16 protein-coding genes are annotated in these 17,665 nt (G+C 70.6%); 5 read left to right on the top strand and 11 right to left on the bottom strand.

What is annotated here, in order from left to right; translation table 11 throughout:
* Window positions 1-31: 31 nt before the first annotated feature.
* A complete protein-coding gene (locus ACIQ7M_RS29295; RefSeq protein ID WP_403650016.1) occupies window positions 32-841 on the top strand; it encodes an SDR family NAD(P)-dependent oxidoreductase in 810 nt (269 codons plus the stop codon).
* 134 nt (window positions 842-975) lie between these two features.
* Here ACIQ7M_RS29295 and ACIQ7M_RS29290 read toward each other — a convergent pair whose 3' ends face one another.
* The 8 genes from ACIQ7M_RS29290 to ACIQ7M_RS29255 all read right to left on the bottom strand — a co-directional run bounded on the left by ACIQ7M_RS29290 (window position 976) and on the right by ACIQ7M_RS29255 (window position 9,846).
* Entirely contained in the window at window positions 976-2,211 is a 1,236-nt protein-coding gene (locus tag ACIQ7M_RS29290; RefSeq protein ID WP_403650013.1) for a VWA-like domain-containing protein, read from the bottom strand.
* Complete coding sequence (locus ACIQ7M_RS29285) at window positions 2,208-3,494, bottom strand: AAA family ATPase (RefSeq protein WP_403650010.1); 1,287 nt, start codon at window positions 3,492-3,494, stop codon at window positions 2,208-2,210. The genes ACIQ7M_RS29290 and ACIQ7M_RS29285 overlap by 4 nt, the downstream gene beginning before the upstream one ends.
* Window positions 3,495-3,589: 95 nt before the next feature.
* Window positions 3,590-5,323 carry a hypothetical protein gene (locus ACIQ7M_RS29280; protein WP_403650007.1) on the bottom strand — a complete coding sequence of 578 codons (1,734 nt, stop codon included), beginning with the start codon at window positions 5,321-5,323 and terminating at the stop codon, window positions 3,590-3,592.
* A gap of 113 nt (window positions 5,324-5,436) precedes the next feature.
* Window positions 5,437-6,807 (bottom strand): hypothetical protein, encoded by a 1,371-nt coding sequence (locus ACIQ7M_RS29275; RefSeq protein ID WP_355763025.1) that lies wholly within the window; start codon window positions 6,805-6,807, stop codon window positions 5,437-5,439.
* A gap of 115 nt (window positions 6,808-6,922) precedes the next feature.
* Window positions 6,923-7,456, bottom strand: a complete 534-nt coding sequence (locus ACIQ7M_RS29270) for a hypothetical protein (protein ID WP_386986314.1) — start codon at window positions 7,454-7,456, stop codon at window positions 6,923-6,925.
* A gap of 169 nt (window positions 7,457-7,625) precedes the next feature.
* Window positions 7,626-8,687, bottom strand: a complete 1,062-nt coding sequence (locus tag ACIQ7M_RS29265; RefSeq protein WP_403650195.1) for an LLM class flavin-dependent oxidoreductase — start codon at window positions 8,685-8,687, stop codon at window positions 7,626-7,628.
* A complete protein-coding gene (locus ACIQ7M_RS29260; protein WP_403650004.1) occupies window positions 8,687-9,211 on the bottom strand; it encodes an SRPBCC family protein in 525 nt (174 codons plus the stop codon). The genes ACIQ7M_RS29265 and ACIQ7M_RS29260 overlap by 1 nt, the downstream gene beginning before the upstream one ends.
* A 185-nt stretch (window positions 9,212-9,396) precedes the next feature.
* Window positions 9,397-9,846 (bottom strand): helix-turn-helix domain-containing protein, encoded by a 450-nt coding sequence (locus tag ACIQ7M_RS29255; RefSeq protein WP_355763033.1) that lies wholly within the window; start codon window positions 9,844-9,846, stop codon window positions 9,397-9,399.
* 473 nt (window positions 9,847-10,319) lie between these two features.
* Here ACIQ7M_RS29255 and ACIQ7M_RS29250 point away from each other — a divergent pair, with 473 nt between their 5' ends.
* The 4 genes from ACIQ7M_RS29250 (at window position 10,320) to ACIQ7M_RS29235 (ending at window position 12,825) form a co-directional block, all read left to right on the top strand.
* Window positions 10,320-10,970 (top strand): hypothetical protein, encoded by a 651-nt coding sequence (locus ACIQ7M_RS29250; RefSeq protein WP_403650002.1) that lies wholly within the window; start codon window positions 10,320-10,322, stop codon window positions 10,968-10,970.
* Entirely contained in the window at window positions 10,970-12,046 is a 1,077-nt protein-coding gene (locus tag ACIQ7M_RS29245) for a hypothetical protein (RefSeq protein ID WP_403649999.1), read from the top strand. The genes ACIQ7M_RS29250 and ACIQ7M_RS29245 overlap by 1 nt, the downstream gene beginning before the upstream one ends.
* Window positions 12,047-12,262: 216 nt before the next feature.
* Window positions 12,263-12,589: a hypothetical protein gene (locus tag ACIQ7M_RS29240; RefSeq protein WP_403649997.1), complete on the top strand. Its 327-nt coding sequence runs from the start codon at window positions 12,263-12,265 to the stop codon at window positions 12,587-12,589.
* A gap of 71 nt (window positions 12,590-12,660) precedes the next feature.
* Entirely contained in the window at window positions 12,661-12,825 is a 165-nt protein-coding gene (locus tag ACIQ7M_RS29235; protein WP_403649994.1) for a hypothetical protein, read from the top strand.
* Window positions 12,826-13,650: 825 nt separating this feature from the next.
* Here the strand turns inward: ACIQ7M_RS29235 and ACIQ7M_RS29230 are convergent.
* The 3 genes from ACIQ7M_RS29230 to ACIQ7M_RS29220 all read right to left on the bottom strand — a co-directional run bounded on the left by ACIQ7M_RS29230 (window position 13,651) and on the right by ACIQ7M_RS29220 (window position 17,380).
* The gene (locus tag ACIQ7M_RS29230) at window positions 13,651-13,776 is read right to left on the bottom strand and encodes a hypothetical protein (RefSeq protein WP_403649991.1); all 126 of its coding nucleotides are present in this window, start codon (window positions 13,774-13,776) and stop codon (window positions 13,651-13,653) included.
* Between the two features lie 33 nt (window positions 13,777-13,809).
* On the bottom strand, window positions 13,810-15,138 hold the full coding sequence (locus ACIQ7M_RS29225) for a class I SAM-dependent RNA methyltransferase (RefSeq protein ID WP_403649988.1): 1,329 nt from the start codon (window positions 15,136-15,138) through the stop codon (window positions 13,810-13,812).
* A 193-nt stretch (window positions 15,139-15,331) separates the two neighbouring features.
* Entirely contained in the window at window positions 15,332-17,380 is a 2,049-nt protein-coding gene (locus ACIQ7M_RS29220) for an APC family permease (RefSeq protein ID WP_403649985.1), read from the bottom strand.
* Window positions 17,381-17,665 lie beyond the last annotated feature (285 nt).

Here is a 17,665-nt window from a genome sequence, read left to right as displayed (position 1 = left end):
CGACTCCCGACTCCCTGGGACGGTGAAGCCCATGCCGGAACCGTCGGATCTCGCGCGTCGCCCGGACTTCGCGCACCGGAAAGGGGTCGCGTTCGTCACCGGCGGCACCGGCGGCATCGGCGCGGCGGTCGTGCGGATACTCGCCGAGCGGGGCAGCGACGTCGTGTTCACGTATCGCTCCAGAGGGGCGGCCGCCGACGCGCTCGCCGCCGAGACGGCGGAGGAGTTCGCGGAACAGGGGCGCCGAGTACGCGCTCTGCGGCTCGACTTGGGCGAGGAGCGGGCCGTCGCCGCCGCCGTGAACGAGACGGCCGCCGCGCTCGGCGGACTGCACACTCTCGTCCACGCGGCGGGCCCGCACGTGCCGATGGTGCACCTGAGCAGGGTCACGCCGAGCGAGTTCCGTGCCCAACTCGACGTGGACGCGGGCGCGTTCTTCAACCTGGTGCATCCCGCGCTGCCGCTGCTGAGGGAGAGCCGGGGCAGTGTCGTCGCCGTCACCACCGTGGCCACCCGCCGGTATCCGGTGCGCGACGGGCTCTCCTCGGGGCCCAAGGGGGCGGTCGAGGCGGTCGCCCGCGCCCTGGCCGCCGAGGAAGGGCGCTACGGCATCCGGGTGAACTGCGTCGGACCCGGCATGCTGACCGACGGCATCGCGGCCCGGCTGATCGATTCCGGTGAACTCGACGACACGGCACTGGAGATCACCCGCCGCAACACCCCACTGCGCCGCTTCGGCACCGCGCGGGACGTCGCCGAGGCCGTCGCGTTCCTGGCCTCGGACAGCGCGGGCTTCATCACCGGGCAGGCGCTGGGGGTGGACGGCGGGTACAGCGTGTGAGGGGCGTCGGATCACGCCCGGTCAGGCCCTACGGAGTATCCGTGAAGTCTCCCCTGCCCGGCGACACTTGGCGGACGCGACCTAGAACCTGTCCGCCATTTCCCGTCTGTCCGGCGTGAGTTGGTGCACGGGCCCTAGCCGATCTCGACCACGCGGGCCCAGGCGGGCGGCGCGTCGGGTACGTAGTCGGGATCGTCCTCGTCCCAGGAGCCGTCCCCGCGCGGGAAGAGGCCGACGACCGTCCGGCACGGGGGCCGCGCATCCGGCCACGGGGTCTGCCCGTCGGTCAGGACCACGACGACATCGGGGCGTGGCCGGGCCCGTAGCGCCGCGGTGAAACCCGAGCGCAGATCCGTACCGCCGCCGCCCAGGAGCGGAATCCCCTCGGCCCGGCACAGCGGGTGCGCGACCCCCGCCGCAGCGTCGCACGAGACCACGGTGACCAGGTCACGGCGGCCGCCCACGGCACGGGAGATCGCGGAGACCTCCAGAAGGGCGCCGCCCAGCTCGGCGTCGCTGACCGACCCGGAGGTGTCGATGACGACCGACACCCTCGGCGGTCTGCGGCGCAGAGTCGGCAGGACGACACCGGGCACCGAGGCCGACCGGCGCGACGGCCGGCCGTAGGTGTAGTCCTCCCCCGCACCGGGCCCCGAGGCCGCGGAGCGCACGGCGGCCCCCAGCAACTCCCGCCACGGCTGCGGCTGGTGGAAGGCCTTCTCCGCCCACCGTTCCCATCCCGCAGGACTCCGCCCGGGCCGCGCCTTGATGCCCTGCGCGACCCGGAAGCGGACCGCGTCGCGTTCCTGCGCGCTGAGCCCGTGCGCGCCGTCCGGCCCGAGGTCCCACTCCCGTTCGCGTCCGTCGGCGCCACTGCCGCAGTCCAGCCAGGCGAGACTCTGCGTACGCGGCCCGAGCCGGAACTGACGCAGATAGTCCTCCATCAGCTCACCCGCGGGCAGGTTCAGGAACTGCGGGGTGACGGCGCCCTCGGGCCTGACGAGCCCGTCCCCGAACGCGTCGTCGTTGATCTCGCAGTCGGCGGCGATGTTCATCCGCAGCCGTTCCGCCGGACCGGTGAGCCCGTGTTCGCGGGCGAACCGCTCGCTGCGCCCGTGGTGGTCGCGCAGCAGGTGCGACACCTCGTGCACCCAGACACCGGCCAGATCCTCGACGGGGGTGCGGTCCACGAAGCCGGGCGAGACGTAGCACCGCCAGTGCCGGTCGACGGCCATCGTCGGCACCCACCTCGACTCGACGGTGTTGAGGGCGAACAGCGCCGTCGCCAGGTAGGGCCGGGCCCGCGCCGCGTGCAGCCGGGCGGCGTAGAGCTTGTCGAGGTCCAGAGCCCCGGGCACGGTGGCGGTCATCGGCGCGCCTCGGCGGCGACCGCGACACGGGCCGCCGCGTCGTCCGCGCGTCGGGAGAGGGCCACCGCCCCGGCGAGCCGCTCGATGGACGCGGGGACGTCCCAGTCCTCCTGGCGCAGCGTCGCGAGGGTCGTCGCGGGAACGACCACCAGGTCCGGGGCACCGGTGTCCAGGGCTCGTACGAGCAGCGCCCAGGCGGCGTCCCAGCGGGTCCGGTCGGGCCGCTTGCGGACCGCGGCGACCACGCCGTCGAGGACGGCCTGGCGCAGGTCCCCCCGCTCGGGCAGGACGGCGGCCGCCGGGTCGGCGAGCAAGGTCTCGGGGTGGGGCAGGTCCATGCGGTCGACGCTCGCCAGCAGTTCCAGTCCGGGGCCGTCGCCCACGGCGCCCCTGACCAGCAGGGAGAGCACGTCCCGGGAGGAACCGGCGGCGTGCGCGAAGGCGACGAGCCGCACGGTCGTCTCCCAGCTCCGGGGTGAGGGCCAGGCACCGCCGCGCCGGGTCTCGCCGCTGGGCAGCCGGTGGACGAGTGCGGGGCGGGCGGCGAGGAGCCCGCACACCGCGCGCCGGGCGAAGTCCACTGCCTCCGGGAGCCGTTGGGGGTCGAGCCGTGGCAGGTTCGCCCGCGGCCAGGTGCCACCGAGCCCCCGTACGACGACCTCGTGGTCATGGGCCCACTGGAGATGGACGAACCGGTTGGCCAGCGGCGGGCTCAGTTCCCAGCCGTCGGCCGCCGAGGAGCGCGGGTTCGCGGCGGCCACGATCCGTACTCCGGGCGGCAGTTGAAGGGCTCCGATGCGCCGCTCCAGGACGAGGCGGAGCAGCGCGGCCTGAACGGCCGGGGGCGCGGTGGACAGTTCGTCCAGGAACAGCAGTCCGCGGCCGGCCCGTACGAGCCGCACCGCCCAGTCCGGCGGGGCCATGGGCACGCCCTGCTCGGCGGGGTCGTCGCCGAGGAGGGGCAGTCCCGAGAAGTCGGAGGGTTCGTGGACACTGGCGATCACGGTGGTCAGGGGCAGGTCCAGGGTCTCGGCGAGCTGGGTCAGGGCTGCGGTCTTGCCGATCCCCGGTTCACCCCACAGGAGTACGGGCAGATCGGCGGCGACGGCAAGGGTCAGCGCTTCGAGCTGGCTGTCGGGGCGCGGCTCGGTACCGGTGACGCGGAGCAGGGCCGACAGGGCGTCGGCCACGTCGAGTTGGGTGGGGTCGGCCGGGGCCGCGAGGGCGTCGGCTTCGTCGTGGGTGTGGGCCTCGGCTTCGACGAACAGGGTACTTATGGGCATATTTGATCACCTTTGGGTTCGTGAACGAGCCGCCCTGGCACGGGATTTGATCCCGGGGGCGGTCAACTGGCTCTGGGTGAGTGGTGGAGGAGCGGTCAGCGGCCGGTCGTGTCACGCGGGTGGGAGCGATGGCCGGCGGGCCGGACGGGCCCTGGAGCGAGTCCGGCGGGTCCGGGCCGGGTCAGCCCGGCTCTGAACAGTCCGTAGGTGAGGCGTCGCCGCGCGGCTGCCCGGAGTTCGTCCCGCAGGGCGCCGCCGCGCAGCACCGCGTCGGGGCCCAGCAGTCCCTCGACGACGGCCAGCGCACCGGCGGTGTCGCCGTGGCGCAGCCGTTCGCGGACGCCGTGGAGACACTCAGGCTGCCGGTGTGCCTCGTCGATGGCCCGGAGGCAGGGAAGCGGTGTGCCGGTGAGGGCGAGCAGCAGCTCTTCCCTGCGGATCTCGGCCGGATCGTGGTCGAGCGGCGCGAGCACGCCGTCGACCAGGCCGATCCGGTGCCGGGCTCCCCGGCATTCCACGAGGCGCGTCGCTCCCGCCGCCAGGTGCGCGCCGGGCCCCGAAGGGGCGCGCCCACCGGCTCCGGAGGAAACCGCGTACCCGCCGGACCCCACGGGGACCGCGTTCCGGTCGGCTCCGGACGGCGCCGCGTGCCCATCGCCTCCGGAGGCGTCCGCGTTCCCATCGCCTCCGGAAGGTGACACGGTCCCGCCGACTCCGGAAGCTGCCACGATCCGGTCGACTCCCGAACGCCCCGCGTTCCCGCCGGCTCCGGAAGCTGCCACGATCCGGTCGACTCCCGAACGTGCCGCGTTCCCGTCGGCGCCGGAAAGCGCCACGGTCCGGTCGGCTCCGGACGGGCTGTGTCCCGGTACCAACGCCGAGGCGACCAGCGGATGCAGTCGCTCGGGGTCGACGGCTCCGGCGCGGATCAGTGCCAGGTCGGGCAGCACCCAGGTCGCGGCGTCGGGCAGGACCGGCACCGTGAGATCACCGCCGCTCCAGCCGGCGGGCGCTTCGGTGATCCGCAGGGTGGGCGGCCCGACGCCTGCCGGGTCCGCCGCCACGTCCAGGAGCAGCCACCGGCCCGTCCAGAGCCGCACGGCGACCGTGCCGGTCGTACGCCCCTCGTCGCGCAGCACGATCGCCGCCTCGTCCGCCCACCTGCCGACGGCGCAGCCGAGATCCCGGGGCACCGGTACCGGCGGATCCCCTCCCCCCGAACGGTCGTCGCCCGTCGGCAGGTCGGCCCCGGAACGGACCCGCAGCTCGTCGGTCCTGCGGGTGTCCCACAGGTGTCGGTGCAGATCCAGGCGGTACCGGCGACTGGGACGGGGGTGTGGATGACGGCGGGCGCCACTGTCCAAGGAGAACCGCTCGCGGGACGCGCCGGGAGCCCCGTCCCAGAGCGCGAGGCTGATCCGCTGGCCGCCGTCCGCCCAGGCCGGCGGCGTACGGACCACGAGGTGCACGGGCCGTACGGGATCGGCGTCATCCCGCCCGGCGGGGCGGTCGTACCGGGCCAGGGTCATGGTGAGGCCGGGACGCAGCAGCCCGTCGGGGGCGACTCTCGACATGTGCCAGCGCAGCAGGTCGGGAGCCAGCCGGCGTAGATCATGGCGGATTCGGGAGGCCAGTTCGCGGCCGTGCGTACGTGCCGGCGAACGCAGATCGAAGTCGATGTCGACACCGGCGGCGGCACACGCCCCCGCCCAGTCCCCCTGACGGCGGCGGACGGTCGCGGTCTCGATCATGGTGGGCGGCACGGCGAAGTCACGCACGCGCGGCCAGAAGGAGCGGAGGGAATCCTCGTACGCGGTCGAAGTGAGCATCAGCACTCACCTTGCGCGGACGGGTCCCCCCATCTGATCAGGGAGGAAGTCATCATCGGGGCGAGCGTAGCCCGGCGCCGACGCTCTGTCAGGTGCTTTTCGGCGCCGGAGGATCAGGCCGGGCTCTTGGCCTCGGGCGGTCCCGTGACAGGACCGCCCCCGGAGCCGAGCAGGTGCGGGGTGCCGTCGTCGTCGAGGAACTCGACGATCGCCAGGGCCAGCAGGGCCAGTACGGCGATCCAGATGGTGACGGCGGCCGTGGGGTAGTTCCAGACGAGCAGGATGGCGGCGGCGACCGCGACGACGGTCCAGACGAGCCAGGTCTTGGCGCGGTGCACCCACGCGCCGACCGCGCCCAGTTCGGCCCCGGTCGACGTACGCACGGCACCGATGCCGCCCCTCCAGCCGGCGAGGACCCGCGAGGCCGCCCGGCCGCTGCCGGTCAGCCAGGCCGCCAGCGCCACGATGATGCCGAGGGTGATCACGAGGCGTACCGACGTCCGCAGATAGCGCACCAGGGTGTCGAAGACCGACTCGGCGGCGGGCTGGGACACGTCCGACGGCAGACCGTCGAGATAGATCTCCCGGAAGATCCACAGGGCGATGCCGAGGACCGCTGCCCCGGCCGCCACCAGGAGCGCCGCCGTGACGAGGGCGCGGCGCCTGCGGACGGCGAGCAGCACACCGGCCGCCGCCAGCAGCAGCGTCAGGACCGGCAGCCAGAACCCGACCAGTTGGAGCAGCCGGTAGATCTTCTTGGCCTTGCCGATGGAGTCGGAGGTCATCACCGTGAAGTTGGTGTGCACCTGGGGGATCTTCGCGGCGATGCTGAGCCCCTGGTCGACGAGGGCCTGCTTGACCTGGTCGATGACGGGGGCGAGGTCGATGACGACGGCGTCGTTGGTGAGCTTCACCGCGCCGCCGCCCTTTCCGGTCAACGCCTTGTCGACGGCGGCGTGGGCTCGTCGGTTCAGCTGGGTCCACAGGGTGGCGAACGCGTCGCTGCTGACGAACTTCAGGGCCACCGTGTGCACGAAATCGGTGAGGCCGCTGGTGATCGGACCGCTCAGCGGGCCGATCGCCTTGGTCAGTTCGGGCCGGTCCGCCGGGGCGGCGGATTCGAGCAGTGTCTTGACGTCGACGTGCTGCATCACCGCTTTGGTCACCCGGTTGGCGACGGCGTCCTGGACGTCCTTGTCGGAGGCGAGCGGCTCCATGGTGGCGACGTAGCGGTCGGTGTTGCCGATCAGATCGCTCGACCAGGCCGCGACGGCGCTCAGCGGGGTGAGCAGGGCCGCGAGGAGGATCAGTACGACCGCGAAGGTCGACCGGACGCGGTGGTGCTCGACTCTCGGCGGACGCTTCTCCAGTTCGGCGACACGGGCCCGCAGTTCGGCCAGTTCGCGCGCGTCCGCGCCACCACCGGCACCGGCGCTGTTCGCCCCGGCACCGTTGGCGGCGCCGCTCACGTCTCCGGTGCTCACGTCGTCTCCGGATCGTCGTCGGTGCCCGCGGCGCCGCGCGCGGGCAGACCCGCTCGCGTCCGGTCGGTGACGTCATCCATGGCGTGTCTCGCTCCACTCGGCGGAGGGGGCCGCGTCAGCGCGGCTGTCGGCGGTCGGGCCGGTACGTGGCCAGTGCCCAGATGACGAAGACGTCGATGGCCAGCAGGATGACCGACCAGATCGGCGCGTACGGCAGGAACATGAACTGGAAGAGCATGCTCAGCGAGGCCAGCACGATGCCGGTGACCCGGGCCCACGCGGCGTCCTTGAGGATCCCCCAGCCGGTGACGGCGGCGATCGCGCCGAGGATCAGCAGGATCCAGCCCCAGCCGGTGAGGTTGATCCGGTAGACGTAGTCGTTCACGCGCGTGTAGACGTCGTCCTTGGCGATCGCGGAGATGCCCTGGAGGATGTTGAGCCCGCCGTTCACCAGCATGAGGACACCCGCGAAGGTGACTCCGCCCGCCGCCCAGCCACTGCTGCCGGAGGGCGGCGGTCCCATGCCTCCCGCGGCGGGAGCGGCCCCGGACCACTGGTCTCCCCACAGCGGCATGTCTCCGCCGCTGGGCTGGGATCCCGTGCCGCCACCGGGCGGGGGGCCCGGAGGCACCGAAGAATCCTGGCTCATGCTCGACCACCTCGCTGCGCTGTCGGCCGCCGGCCGTCCCCGGTGCCGGAAGCACCGGGGAGTTCGAGCGTCCGCCCGCCACGCCTCCCCCGCCACGGGGGTTCCCCTGATCGGGTGATGGTCTCGACGGCGGTCGGCCGCACGCCGGCCCGGGGCGGAACCCGGCGAGCTACTCGGCGGGCGTCCCCTTCTGCTCCGCCACGAGATCCAGCGCGCGCCCCAGCGTGGTGAGCCGTTCGTCCAGGGTCGCCCCGGCGGGGTAGAAGCGGACGGTGTCGACTCCCGCGGCGCGCCAGACACGGAGCCGCTCGCGGACCATGTCCTCGGTGCCGATCAGGGTGGTGCCGAGGACCATCTCGTCGGTCACCAGCCCGGCGGCGCCGTCCCGGTCCCCGGCCTGCCAGCGCGCGTGGATCTCGGCGGCGATCTCCGCCCAGCCCTGCCTGCTGTAGGCGGCGTTGTAGAAGTTGGTGGTGGCGGAGCCCATTCCGCCGAGGCTGAAGGCGAGTTCCTTCTTCCGGCCCGCGACCATGGCGCGCAGCGCGTCCTCGTCCTCCGCGAAGGCCACTTCGGCGCCCTGGCAGATGTCGAGGTCGGCACGGCCGCGGCCGGACGCGGCGAGGCCCGCGTCCAGGTGGTCGAAGTAGGCCTCCTTGGCGCCCTCGGGCACGAAGCTGGTGCCCAGCCAGCCGTCGGCGATCTCACCCGTCAGGTGCAGCATCTTCGGCGAGAGCGTGGCGAGATATACGGGCAGGTCGTGCTCGGCCCGCATGGACATCCGCATGGGCCGCGCCTCGCCGCCCGGCAGCGGGATCGTGAACTCCCGTCCCTCGTAAGCGAGTTTCTCCCCGACGACCGCCTGCCGGACGATCTCCACGGTTTCCCGCATCCGGGACAGCGGGCGCGCGAACGGCACTCCGTGCAGCCCCTCGATCACCTGGGGCCCGGAGGGCCCGAGGCCGAGGAGGAAGCGCCCTTCGGAGAGGTTGGAGAGCGTGATCGCGGCACGGGCGATGGCCGTCGGGGTGCGGGTCCCGAGCTGGATGATCCCGGAGCCGAGCAGCAGCCGCTCGGTCCTCGCCGCCAAGTAGCCCAGCGGAGAAGGGGCTTCGGAGCCCCAGGCCTCCGCGACCCAGCAGATGTCCATGCCGAGCTTCTCGGCCTCGACCACGAAGTCGACGGTCTCCCGCCAGTCGCCCGTCGACGCCTCGATCGTCGTGGAGGTACGCATCACGCACCCGCCCCTTCCGCGCTCTCGGCCAGCTTCCTGATCGCCGCGACGGTGTCCGTCATGCTCCGCTCGAACTCCCGCATCCGCACGAACACGATCTTCTCCTCCTTCTCCGGCATCCGGTCGATCGCGAAGGACAGCCCCGAACGGCCCGGCCCCATCCGCATCCACTGGGTCAGCTCCGTACCGCCGTCGGCCTCCTCCAGGGCGAACCGCCATACGGCGCTGGGGTGTTCGGGGTCCGACACGGCCCAGGCGAAGGCCCGGAAGGGCTCGCACTCCACGACGTACGAGGTGGTCTCCCACTCCCCCAGCGACTCGTGCCTGCTGCGCCCCACGAAGCGGGCGCCGACGCGCGGCGCCGTCACGCCGTCGAGCCACTCGGCCGACTGGAGCTCCGCGCTCAGATCCGGCATCAGCCGGATGTCGGAGACGAGGTCCCACACCCGTCGCGGTGGAGCGTCGATCCGTGTCCGCACATCGACGGTCGGCTGGTCCGCGTAGCGGGCACCCGTCCACTCCATGAGTCTCCGGCCTTCCTCTCGTCCCCCAGGATTCCACCTCTCCCAGGGCTCTGAGCTTGAGAGTTGCGTAGATAGACTTACCTGTCAAGGAAAACCGCTCCCGGCACGGGACCGGAAGCGGGAAGCAGAACGAGCTCGGAGAGCGGGGAGGGGGTACGAAAACAATCGCAGAAGCCGCGACGCGGTCAGTCCGTGAACCGCCTCTGGATGTCGGGCCGTTCGGCGAGGTGCGGCGGATAGCCGGGGCCGAGTCGCGGACGGGTGTCCTCGGCCGTCATCGGCTCACCGCACTCGGCGCACACGACGGCGGCCTCGGCCTGGTGCCCGCAGCGTTCGTGGTGGAAGACGACCGGCGGACCCTGCTCACCGCTGAGCCAGCGGTTGCCCCAACTGTTCATGGCGGCCAGCACCCCGAAGAAGTCCCGGCCCATCTCGGTGAGTACGTAGTCGTAGCGCACCGGGTCCGTCTGATAGGCCCGCTTCTCCATGAGCCCCTCGTCGACCAGCCGCCGGAGCCGGTCGGTCAGGGTGTTGCGCGCGATGCCGAGCTCCTGCTGGAACGCGTCGAACCGCTTGATCCCGTAGAACGCCTCCCGCAGCACCAGGGGCGTCCACCAGTCACCGAGAAGATCCATCGTGCGCGCGATGGAACAGGGCCAGTTAGCAAAAGAAGTCCGCCTCACACGCCCAGCATACGAGGGTCTCGGAAATGAACTCGGCAGCTCGGAACGGGGTGGACTTCGTGGATTGACCGCGGCCGACAGCGGGGCGCCGATGAGCACCGCGGGAACCTTGTCAGGACGGCCGTCCGGTCTCCCCGCGAGAGGGATCAGCCCGCTCCCAGAGGCCCGTAGCGTCCGCAACGCCTCGGCGAACCTCCGGCAGGACTCCTGACCGCGGCCGACAACGACACGCCGCTGTGTCATGCGTCCGTCTCCCCTTCGAGCCGCCGATCGGTGGCCCATGCGAGCGTAGGGCACGATCGGCTAAACCCCCCTGGGTGAGCACCAGTTGTACTGACTTGACGGAATGTCAACTGGTGTCACGACATGCCCCAGGGATAGCGTTGGTTCGCTTGAGCAACCCCCCACCTCAACAGGAGTCCCGAGTGAACCGCCCCGCCAGGCTCGCCATAGCCGCGCTCACCGTATCCGCAGCCCTGCTGCTGACCGCCTGTGGCTCGGGAGGGGGCGACGACTCGTCCTCGGACAAGATCAAGGGAGCGGACGCCGGCAGCGAGAAGACCTCGGCAAGCCCGTCGGCTCCGGCCTCGCAGGACGCAGCCGGGCGACCGAAGATCACGCTCTCCAAGGACTTCCAGGCGAACTTCGAAGGCTGGACCAACAGCGACCCGAAGCTCCAGGCGATCTTGGACGACGGCCGGGAGGAACTGCGGTCGGAGTACGCCGCGGTCATCGAGGCGGATCTGGATTCCGACGCGGTGGCGTTCTACAACTCGGATGCCACCTTGACCACAGCCCATAAGTGGATCAAGCAGTTCGTCGACGACGACGAGAGTCTGATCGGCAGCGTCACAGCCTTCGACCCCCAGGTCCACATCAACGACACCGGCTCGGGCGTGCTCTTCTACTGCGTCGACGAGCGCAAGGCTTCCACTAAGAACCGCAAAACCGCGAAGATCACCACCACCGCCGACAAGCCCGAGAACGTACTCCAGTACCGCAACAGACTGGACAAGAACCCCCAAGGCGTTTGGAAGACCACGTCCTCGACGGTGGTTCCGGGAGCCTGCGGCTGATGAGCTTCGCAGCGAAATCGTGCGCGCTGTTGGCCACGTCGGTCTACGCGGTGGTCATCTCCTCGACAGCGGCTTACGGCGCCATCGGAGATCAGGACAACAAGCCTCCTTCCTCGACACCTTCCGGCGGCGTATCCGGCAACACGCTGAGAGCCAAGGCCACGGCCACCCAGATCAAGGTCACACAGTCGAACAGCAGCACCACAGGCACCTCGCCCAAGGCACTCGCTCCTGTGGACCCCAACTGGAAGCCCCCGGCGTGCTGGTACGAACCGGTGGCCACACCGCAGGCACTCAAGGCGGCGGTGGACCGCCTCAAGAAGAACCCCAACACGGACCTGGTGCCCGTCACGCCCACACTCAGCTGGGGCGAGGACCTGATGGTCAACCACTACGAGAAGGGCAAGGCGGAGAACGGCAGCGGTGACGGCTACGAGAACTACAACCTCGGCAAGGACGGCATGTTCTGGCGCGGGGTGATCAATGCCGACAGGGCGAACGACCCCGAGTCCTACGACTGCGAGGACACCCTGTTCTGGCAGAACGCCAGAACGCTCCCGGCGAACAAGCACGCCCCCACCCCCGACATCCTCGCCGCCTACGCCTACAACAGGATCAAGGTTCCCGAGACCGAGATCGAGGTGAAGCCGGCCGCCAAGTCCACGGTCAACGTGCCGACCTGGGTGTGGCTGGACAAGGGCACCTTCAAGGAGGTCAAGGTCCGCGCCGAACTGGCGGCCGCGGGAGTGTGGGCGGAGACGACGGCCAAGCCGGTCGCCCTGCACCTGAACCCGGGCTCGGACGACGCCGAGACCTACCCCGCCTCCGGCGACTGCGCGATCAACGACGACGGCTCCATCGGCACCGCGTACACCAAGGGCGACGCCGGCAGGACCCCACCGTGCGGCATCACCTACCTGCGTGCCACGGACGGGAAGCCCTACCGACTGAGCGCGTCCATCACCTGGCAGATCTCCTGGCAGGGAAGCGGCGGAGCGAACGGAGACCTCCCGGACGGCACGTTCGAGACCACCCAGGACATGAACGTCCAGGAGATCCAGGCCATCAACCGCTAGACCGACCGCACCGGGGAATCACGAGTGCCATTCGCACCGACTTCGATGTGCTTGATCGCGTCCGGCGAGGCTCCCGGCGTTCGCGCAGCCACGCGCCGTCGCTAGGGGGCGAGCGCCACGTGAGCATCAGTGCCCTTGAACGTGCCCGGACACAGCAATAAGGGTGCCGACCGCTTGCCAGGAACCCGAGTCAGATTATTTCTGGAAGGGGAAATAATGTTGGAGGACAACCCCGAGTTGGCGGAGGTCGTGCGAGAACTCGTCGAGGTCTTTCCCGGCGGGGTGGACGACGCTGACTACTACCCCCTCCTGGTGATCCTTTCCGACGTGCTGTCGGAAAGGAATCTGGGAGTGGCCGTGCACGCTGCCTTCGGCCTGGATCCGCACGTCGCCCGAAACGAGGCAGCCGATGCCTGCACAGGCGGCAAGCCTGCACGACGAAGGATTGAAGACTTGCGAAGCCGCATGACGGCAAGGGGCTGGTCCATCGTCGAAGACGAGGACTGCCATGACAACGTGCCGAGCAATCCAGCACTGAGATGACCCGGCCGGGCACCGCGCCGAACGCGGCGACGTGGCTTCGACGCGGCGCCCGGCCTCAATCGAGAATCGACATGACCTACTGCGCGGATTTCTCGCTCTACGACTTCGATTACCACGCAAAGCCCGAGGGCCTCACCATCGGCTGGCTGGAGGACGGCTTCGACACCTCTACGGACCGCCTGTCCAGTTCATCGACGCCGTCCGGTCGGAAGTCCGAAGGCGCTGGCCCGACGTGAAATGACGTAGTGCCACCGGAGGCCCGCTCAGCGGATGCTCCGCGAGACCTGCCGTCAGAATCGCACGCCGTTTCTCGGCGACACGGGAACCGAGGAGACGCTCAGGGACTTCGGTCGGACGATGTGGCGCAAGATCTCCGGCAGCGGCTGACACCTTGCCGGAGCGCCGTGTGACTCCGCGTCAGCGACGCTGAATCACCGACGGGTCGGCCGGGATCACCTCTCACCGCGGCCTTCCCGCTCGGCGCCCGCCCCAATTCCCCAGAGGGGTCCTCAGGTCCTCGACCCATGCTCCGCACCTACGACCGGCGCCCTCTGGTACGGCAAACTGCCACGCCCACTCGTCGTCCTTCTGCGGCGCCGACCGCAAGATGTGGAGAGCGACCCGCTCCTCGATGAATACGGCGACCGCATCGCCGAGATCTCCCGCGACACCGAGCGTCTGCTCAAGATCCTCGACGGCTATTGGAAGGCCGGCAGCCTCCCCGAGACATTTGGCGCCGCCCCTGCGCACGCCGATGGCTGTCGATGTGCACCCAACAGGTAGCCGAGCAGGCCGCGCGAGAACAGGTCGGTGACGCCGACCGGATACGGATTGCCGTCACCGGTGGCATTCTCTGTCACGTAGTCCCAGCGCACCTGGTCCGGGACGCCGGCCGTGAAGTCTCCGTGAACGCAGGCTGTTCGACAGGGCGGGCCAGCCCCCGCCCCGTCGGCGCGTCCTCAGTCCGGTCATGAAATGCGCGACTGTGTTCACCGAGTCGCGTCGGCCGGAGCGGATCCGGAGAAGCCAGACCTCCGGTGAACCAGCCAGGTCCGTTTCGGTCACTTCACCCGGAGGGCCGGGCGCGGCTCGAGGACCTCGAGCTTCATCCCCGGCTCCCGGATCCGCTCGCTCTCCTCCGCCGCGTCCCGCCGCAGACCCTCCGGCCAGCGCATTCCTACGCCCACGCCGCGCAGGGTAAGGACGCACAAAACCGCGGTTCAGGAGCCCTTGGAGGCAGGCTCCAGAATCGCCACACACTCCACGTGATGCGTCATCGGGAAGAGATCGAACGCCCGAAGTGTCCGCACCTTGTAGCCGCCGTCGCGGAAGTACGCGAGGTCGCGGGCGAGGGCCGCCGGGTCGCAGGCGACGTAGGCGATCTTCCGTGCGCCCAGGGACGACAGGTGTTCGACCGTCTTCTTGCCGGCGCCCGCCCGGGGCGGGTCGAGGACGATGATGTCGACCTCGGTGATGCCGGTGCGCGGCAGGATCGCCTCGACCTTGCCCTGTTCGATGCGGACGCGGTCGAAGGCGGCGAGGTTGTGCCGGGCGTCCTCCACGGCGCGCTTGCCCGACTCGATGCCGAGGACCGCGCCCTGGTCGCCGATGCGGTCCGCGAGGGCTCCCGCGAAGAGGCCGACGCCGCAGTAGAGGTCCAGGGCCATGTCGCCCTTGCGGGGCAGCAGGCCCTGCATGACGGCCTTGACGAGGGTGTCGGCGGCCATCGGGTGGACCTGCCAGAAGCCGCCGCTGCCGACCCGGTGGGTGCGGCCGTCGGCGCGCTCGCGCACGAAGGCGCGGCCGTGGACGCGGTGGATGCCGCCGTCCTGTTCGGCGACCCGCATCACGGAGACCGGCTTGTCGAGCTCGACGAGGGGAAGGCGGGCGCCGGGTCGCGGTTCCAGGATCACCATGCGGTCCTGGGAGCCGGTGGCGGCGATCGCCTCGACGGCCTCCATCCCGGACCAGTCGCGCTCCTCGATGCCGAGTTCGGTGACCCCCGGGGCGGCGATCATGCAGCGCTCGATGGGCTCGACCTCGTGCGAGCGGTGGCGGCGCAGTCCGGCGTTGCCGTCCGCGTCGACGGCGTACTGGACGCGGGTGCGCCACTGCGGCACCTCGCCGGCGGGCAGCTTGTCGCCCTCGGCGGGCATCACCGTGCCGTCCCAGCCGGCCTCCTCGGGCGTGAGGCCCGCGAGGCGCTGCAACTGCTCGGCGATGACCTCGCCCTTGAGGCGGCGCTGCGCGCCGGGCTTGGCGTGCTGCCAGTCGCAGCCGCCGCAGCGCCCGGGTCCCGCGTACGGGCAGGGCGCCTCGACACGGTCCTTGGAGGCGTCGATGATCCGCACGGCGTCGGCGCGCAGGAACCGCGCGCCCTCCTCGCCCTCGGTCACCCGGGCGACGACCCGCTCACCGGGCAGCGCGTGCCGGACGAAGAGGACCTGGCCCTCGTCCGTACGGGCGATGCAGTGCCCGCCGTGGGCCACGGGGCCGATCTCGACCTCGTACTCGTCCCCCACCAGCGACTTCTTCGGTTCTGCCTGCATGGTGGGGTGACTCCAGATGAGAGGGGGGAAACGGCCGGACAACGCGGCCGGACAACAGCCGTCCAGTCTACGTGCTCACCGCACCGCTTCCCGCCTCGTCCGTGAGCCGGCGCCGCCCTTGCCGTCTCGGTCGACGTGCTCGCGCCGCGCTTCCCATCCTCGTCGGTGGGCGCGCGACCCGCACACCGCCCCGTCAGCTCTTCTGGGTGGGCTCCTTGGGCCGCACCTGGGCCGGGCCCCGGCGGACCGCGCCCGGCGCGTTCCAGTCCTGGCGCTTGCGGGCGCGCAGCTTGGCGGCCTCGGACGACTCGAGCTGGTAGGGCACGGAGGTGACCATGACGCCCGGCGTGAAGAGCAGGCGGCCCTTGAGGCGCAGGGCGCTCTGGTTGTGCAGCAGGTGCTCGTACCAGTGGCCGACCACGTACTCGGGGATGATCACGGAGACCGCGTCGCGCGGCGACTCCTTGCGCAGACCCTTCACGTACTCGATGACCGGACGGGTGATCTCGCGGTAGGGCGAGTCGAGGACCTTCAGCGGTACGTCGATGCCGCGCCGCTCCCACTCGTCGCGCAGGGTCTTGGTCTCGGCCGGGTCCACATTCACGCTGAGCGCTTCGAGGGTGTCGGAGCGCAGCAGCTTGGCGTAGGCGAGGGCGCGCAGCGCCGGCCGGTGGATCTTGGAGACCAGGACGACGGAGTGGACGCGGGAGGGGCGGACGCTGTCGTCGGTCGGCCCCTCGGGGGCGGCCAGCTCCTCCGCGACGCGGTCGTAGTGCTTACGGATCGCGGTCATCGTCGCGTAGAAGATCACCATGCCGAGCAGGGCGACCCAGGCGCCGTGCGTGAACTTGGTGACGAGGACGACGACCAGGACCAGCCCGGTGAAGAAGGCGCCGAAGGCGTTGATCGCGCGGGAGCGGATCATGTGGGTGCGCTTCGCCGGGTCGGTCTCACTGGCCAGATGGCGGTTCCAGTGGCGGACCATGCCGGTCTGGCTGAGAGTGAAGGAGACGAACACGCCGACGATGTAGAGCTGGATCAGGCGTGTCGAGTCGGCCCCGTAGATGATGACGAGCATGCTCGCGGCGCCGGCCAGGAGCACGATGCCGTTCGAGAAGGCCAGGCGGTCGCCGCGCGTGTGCAACTGGCGCGGCAGGTAGCGGTCCTGGGCGAGGATCGAACCGAGGAGCGGGAAGCCGTTGTACGCGGTGTTCGCGGCCAGGAACAGGACGAGGGCGGTGGCGGCGGCCAGCAGGATGAACAGGAAGCTGCCCTTGCCGAACACGGCCTCGGCGACCTGGGAGATCACCGGGTTCTGGACGTAGCCGGTGCCGACGGCCACACCGTTGTGGATCAGGTCCGTGGCGGGGTTCTCGGCCATGCGCACCTTGGTGGTCATGGCCAGGGCGATGATGCCGCAGAACATGGTGACGGCGAGCAGGCCCATCGCGGCCAGCGTGCTCGCGGCGTTCTTCGACTTCGGCTTGCGGAACGCGGGGACGCCGTTCGAGATGGCCTCGACACCGGTGAGCGCCGCACAGCCCGACGAGAAGGCGCGCAGCAGCAGGAAGACGAGGGCGAAGCCCGCGAGACCCTGGTGCTCGGCCTTGATGTGGTAGTCGGCGGTCGGCGCGTGCATGGTCTCGCCGAGCACGAGCCCGCGGAAGGCACCCCAGGCGATCATGATGAAGACGCCGGCGACGAAGACGTACGTCGGGATCGCGAAGAGCTTTCCGGACTCCTTGACCCCGCGCAGGTTCATCAGCGTGAGCAGCACGATGACGGCGACCGCGCAGAAGACCTTGTGCTCCACCACGAACGGCACCGCCGAGCCGAGGTTCTCGATGCCGGAGGCGATGGAGACGGCGACGGTCAGGACGTAGTCGACGAGCAGCGCGCTGGCGACGGTGAGACCGGCCCGCGGGCCGAGGTTGGTGGTGGCGACCTCGTAGTCGCCGCCGCCGCTCGGGTAGGCGTGCACGTTCTGGCGGTAGGAGGCGACCACCGTGAACATCAGCACGACGACCGCGACCGCGATCCAGGGGCTGAAGTGGTAGGCCGACACGCCCGCGATGGAAAGGACCAGCAGGACTTCTCCGGGCGCGTACGCCACGGAGGAGAGCGGGTCGGATGCGAAGACGGGGAGGGCGATGCGCTTCGGCAGAAGCGTTTCCCCCAGCCGGTCGCTGCGCAATGCACGCCCGATGAGGATCCGCTTGGGCACGTCGGTCAGTTTGGACACAACAGAGAATCGTAAGGGTTCGAACTGGCTGTCGCCCACCCGCCGTCCCACTTCGGCACGTCATCTGCTCTCCGGGTGAAAACAGGGGGGCTCCGGCTGCGGATTCCGCAGCACCGGAGATCCACGTGTCTATATGACAAAACCCCGTTCCCGACCGCCCTGGAGGACCCATGCATGTGACCGCTGAGCTCATCGGCGCGACCGTGGCGCTGGTCGGCCTCGGAATCCTCACCCTCGCGAGTGTTCGGAGCATCACACGACGCTGAACCCCCCGCGGCGCCCGCC

Source organism: Streptomyces sp. NPDC096324 (assembly GCF_044763015.1).
In the GTDB taxonomy this organism is placed as follows: domain Bacteria; phylum Actinomycetota; class Actinomycetes; order Streptomycetales; family Streptomycetaceae; genus Streptomyces.
Note: the sequence above shows the minus strand (reverse complement) of the source record. Positions and strands in the feature narration are given on the sequence as shown.

Excerpts from the sequence above, each read along its gene's own strand:
- ACIQ7M_RS29260 (WP_403650004.1), bottom strand. The coding sequence starts at position 9,211 with ATGGAGTGGACGGGTGCCCGCTACGCGGACCAGCCGACCGTCGATGTG.
- ACIQ7M_RS29245 (WP_403649999.1), top strand. The coding sequence starts at position 10,970 with ATGAGCTTCGCAGCGAAATCGTGCGCGCTGTTGGCCACGTCGGTCTAC.
- ACIQ7M_RS29285 (WP_403650010.1), bottom strand. The coding sequence starts at position 3,494 with ATGCCCATAAGTACCCTGTTCGTCGAAGCCGAGGCCCACACCCACGAC.
- ACIQ7M_RS29280 (WP_403650007.1), bottom strand. The coding sequence starts at position 5,323 with ATGCTCACTTCGACCGCGTACGAGGATTCCCTCCGCTCCTTCTGGCCG.
- ACIQ7M_RS29295 (WP_403650016.1), top strand. The coding sequence starts at position 32 with ATGCCGGAACCGTCGGATCTCGCGCGTCGCCCGGACTTCGCGCACCGG.
- ACIQ7M_RS29235 (WP_403649994.1), top strand. The coding sequence starts at position 12,661 with ATGACCTACTGCGCGGATTTCTCGCTCTACGACTTCGATTACCACGCA.
- ACIQ7M_RS29255 (WP_355763033.1), bottom strand. The coding sequence starts at position 9,846 with ATGGATCTTCTCGGTGACTGGTGGACGCCCCTGGTGCTGCGGGAGGCG.
- ACIQ7M_RS29290 (WP_403650013.1), bottom strand. The coding sequence starts at position 2,211 with ATGACCGCCACCGTGCCCGGGGCTCTGGACCTCGACAAGCTCTACGCC.
- ACIQ7M_RS29270 (WP_386986314.1), bottom strand. The coding sequence starts at position 7,456 with ATGAGCCAGGATTCTTCGGTGCCTCCGGGCCCCCCGCCCGGTGGCGGC.
- ACIQ7M_RS29265 (WP_403650195.1), bottom strand. The coding sequence starts at position 8,687 with ATGCGTACCTCCACGACGATCGAGGCGTCGACGGGCGACTGGCGGGAG.
- ACIQ7M_RS29240 (WP_403649997.1), top strand. The coding sequence starts at position 12,263 with ATGTTGGAGGACAACCCCGAGTTGGCGGAGGTCGTGCGAGAACTCGTC.
- ACIQ7M_RS29225 (WP_403649988.1), bottom strand. The coding sequence starts at position 15,138 with ATGCAGGCAGAACCGAAGAAGTCGCTGGTGGGGGACGAGTACGAGGTC.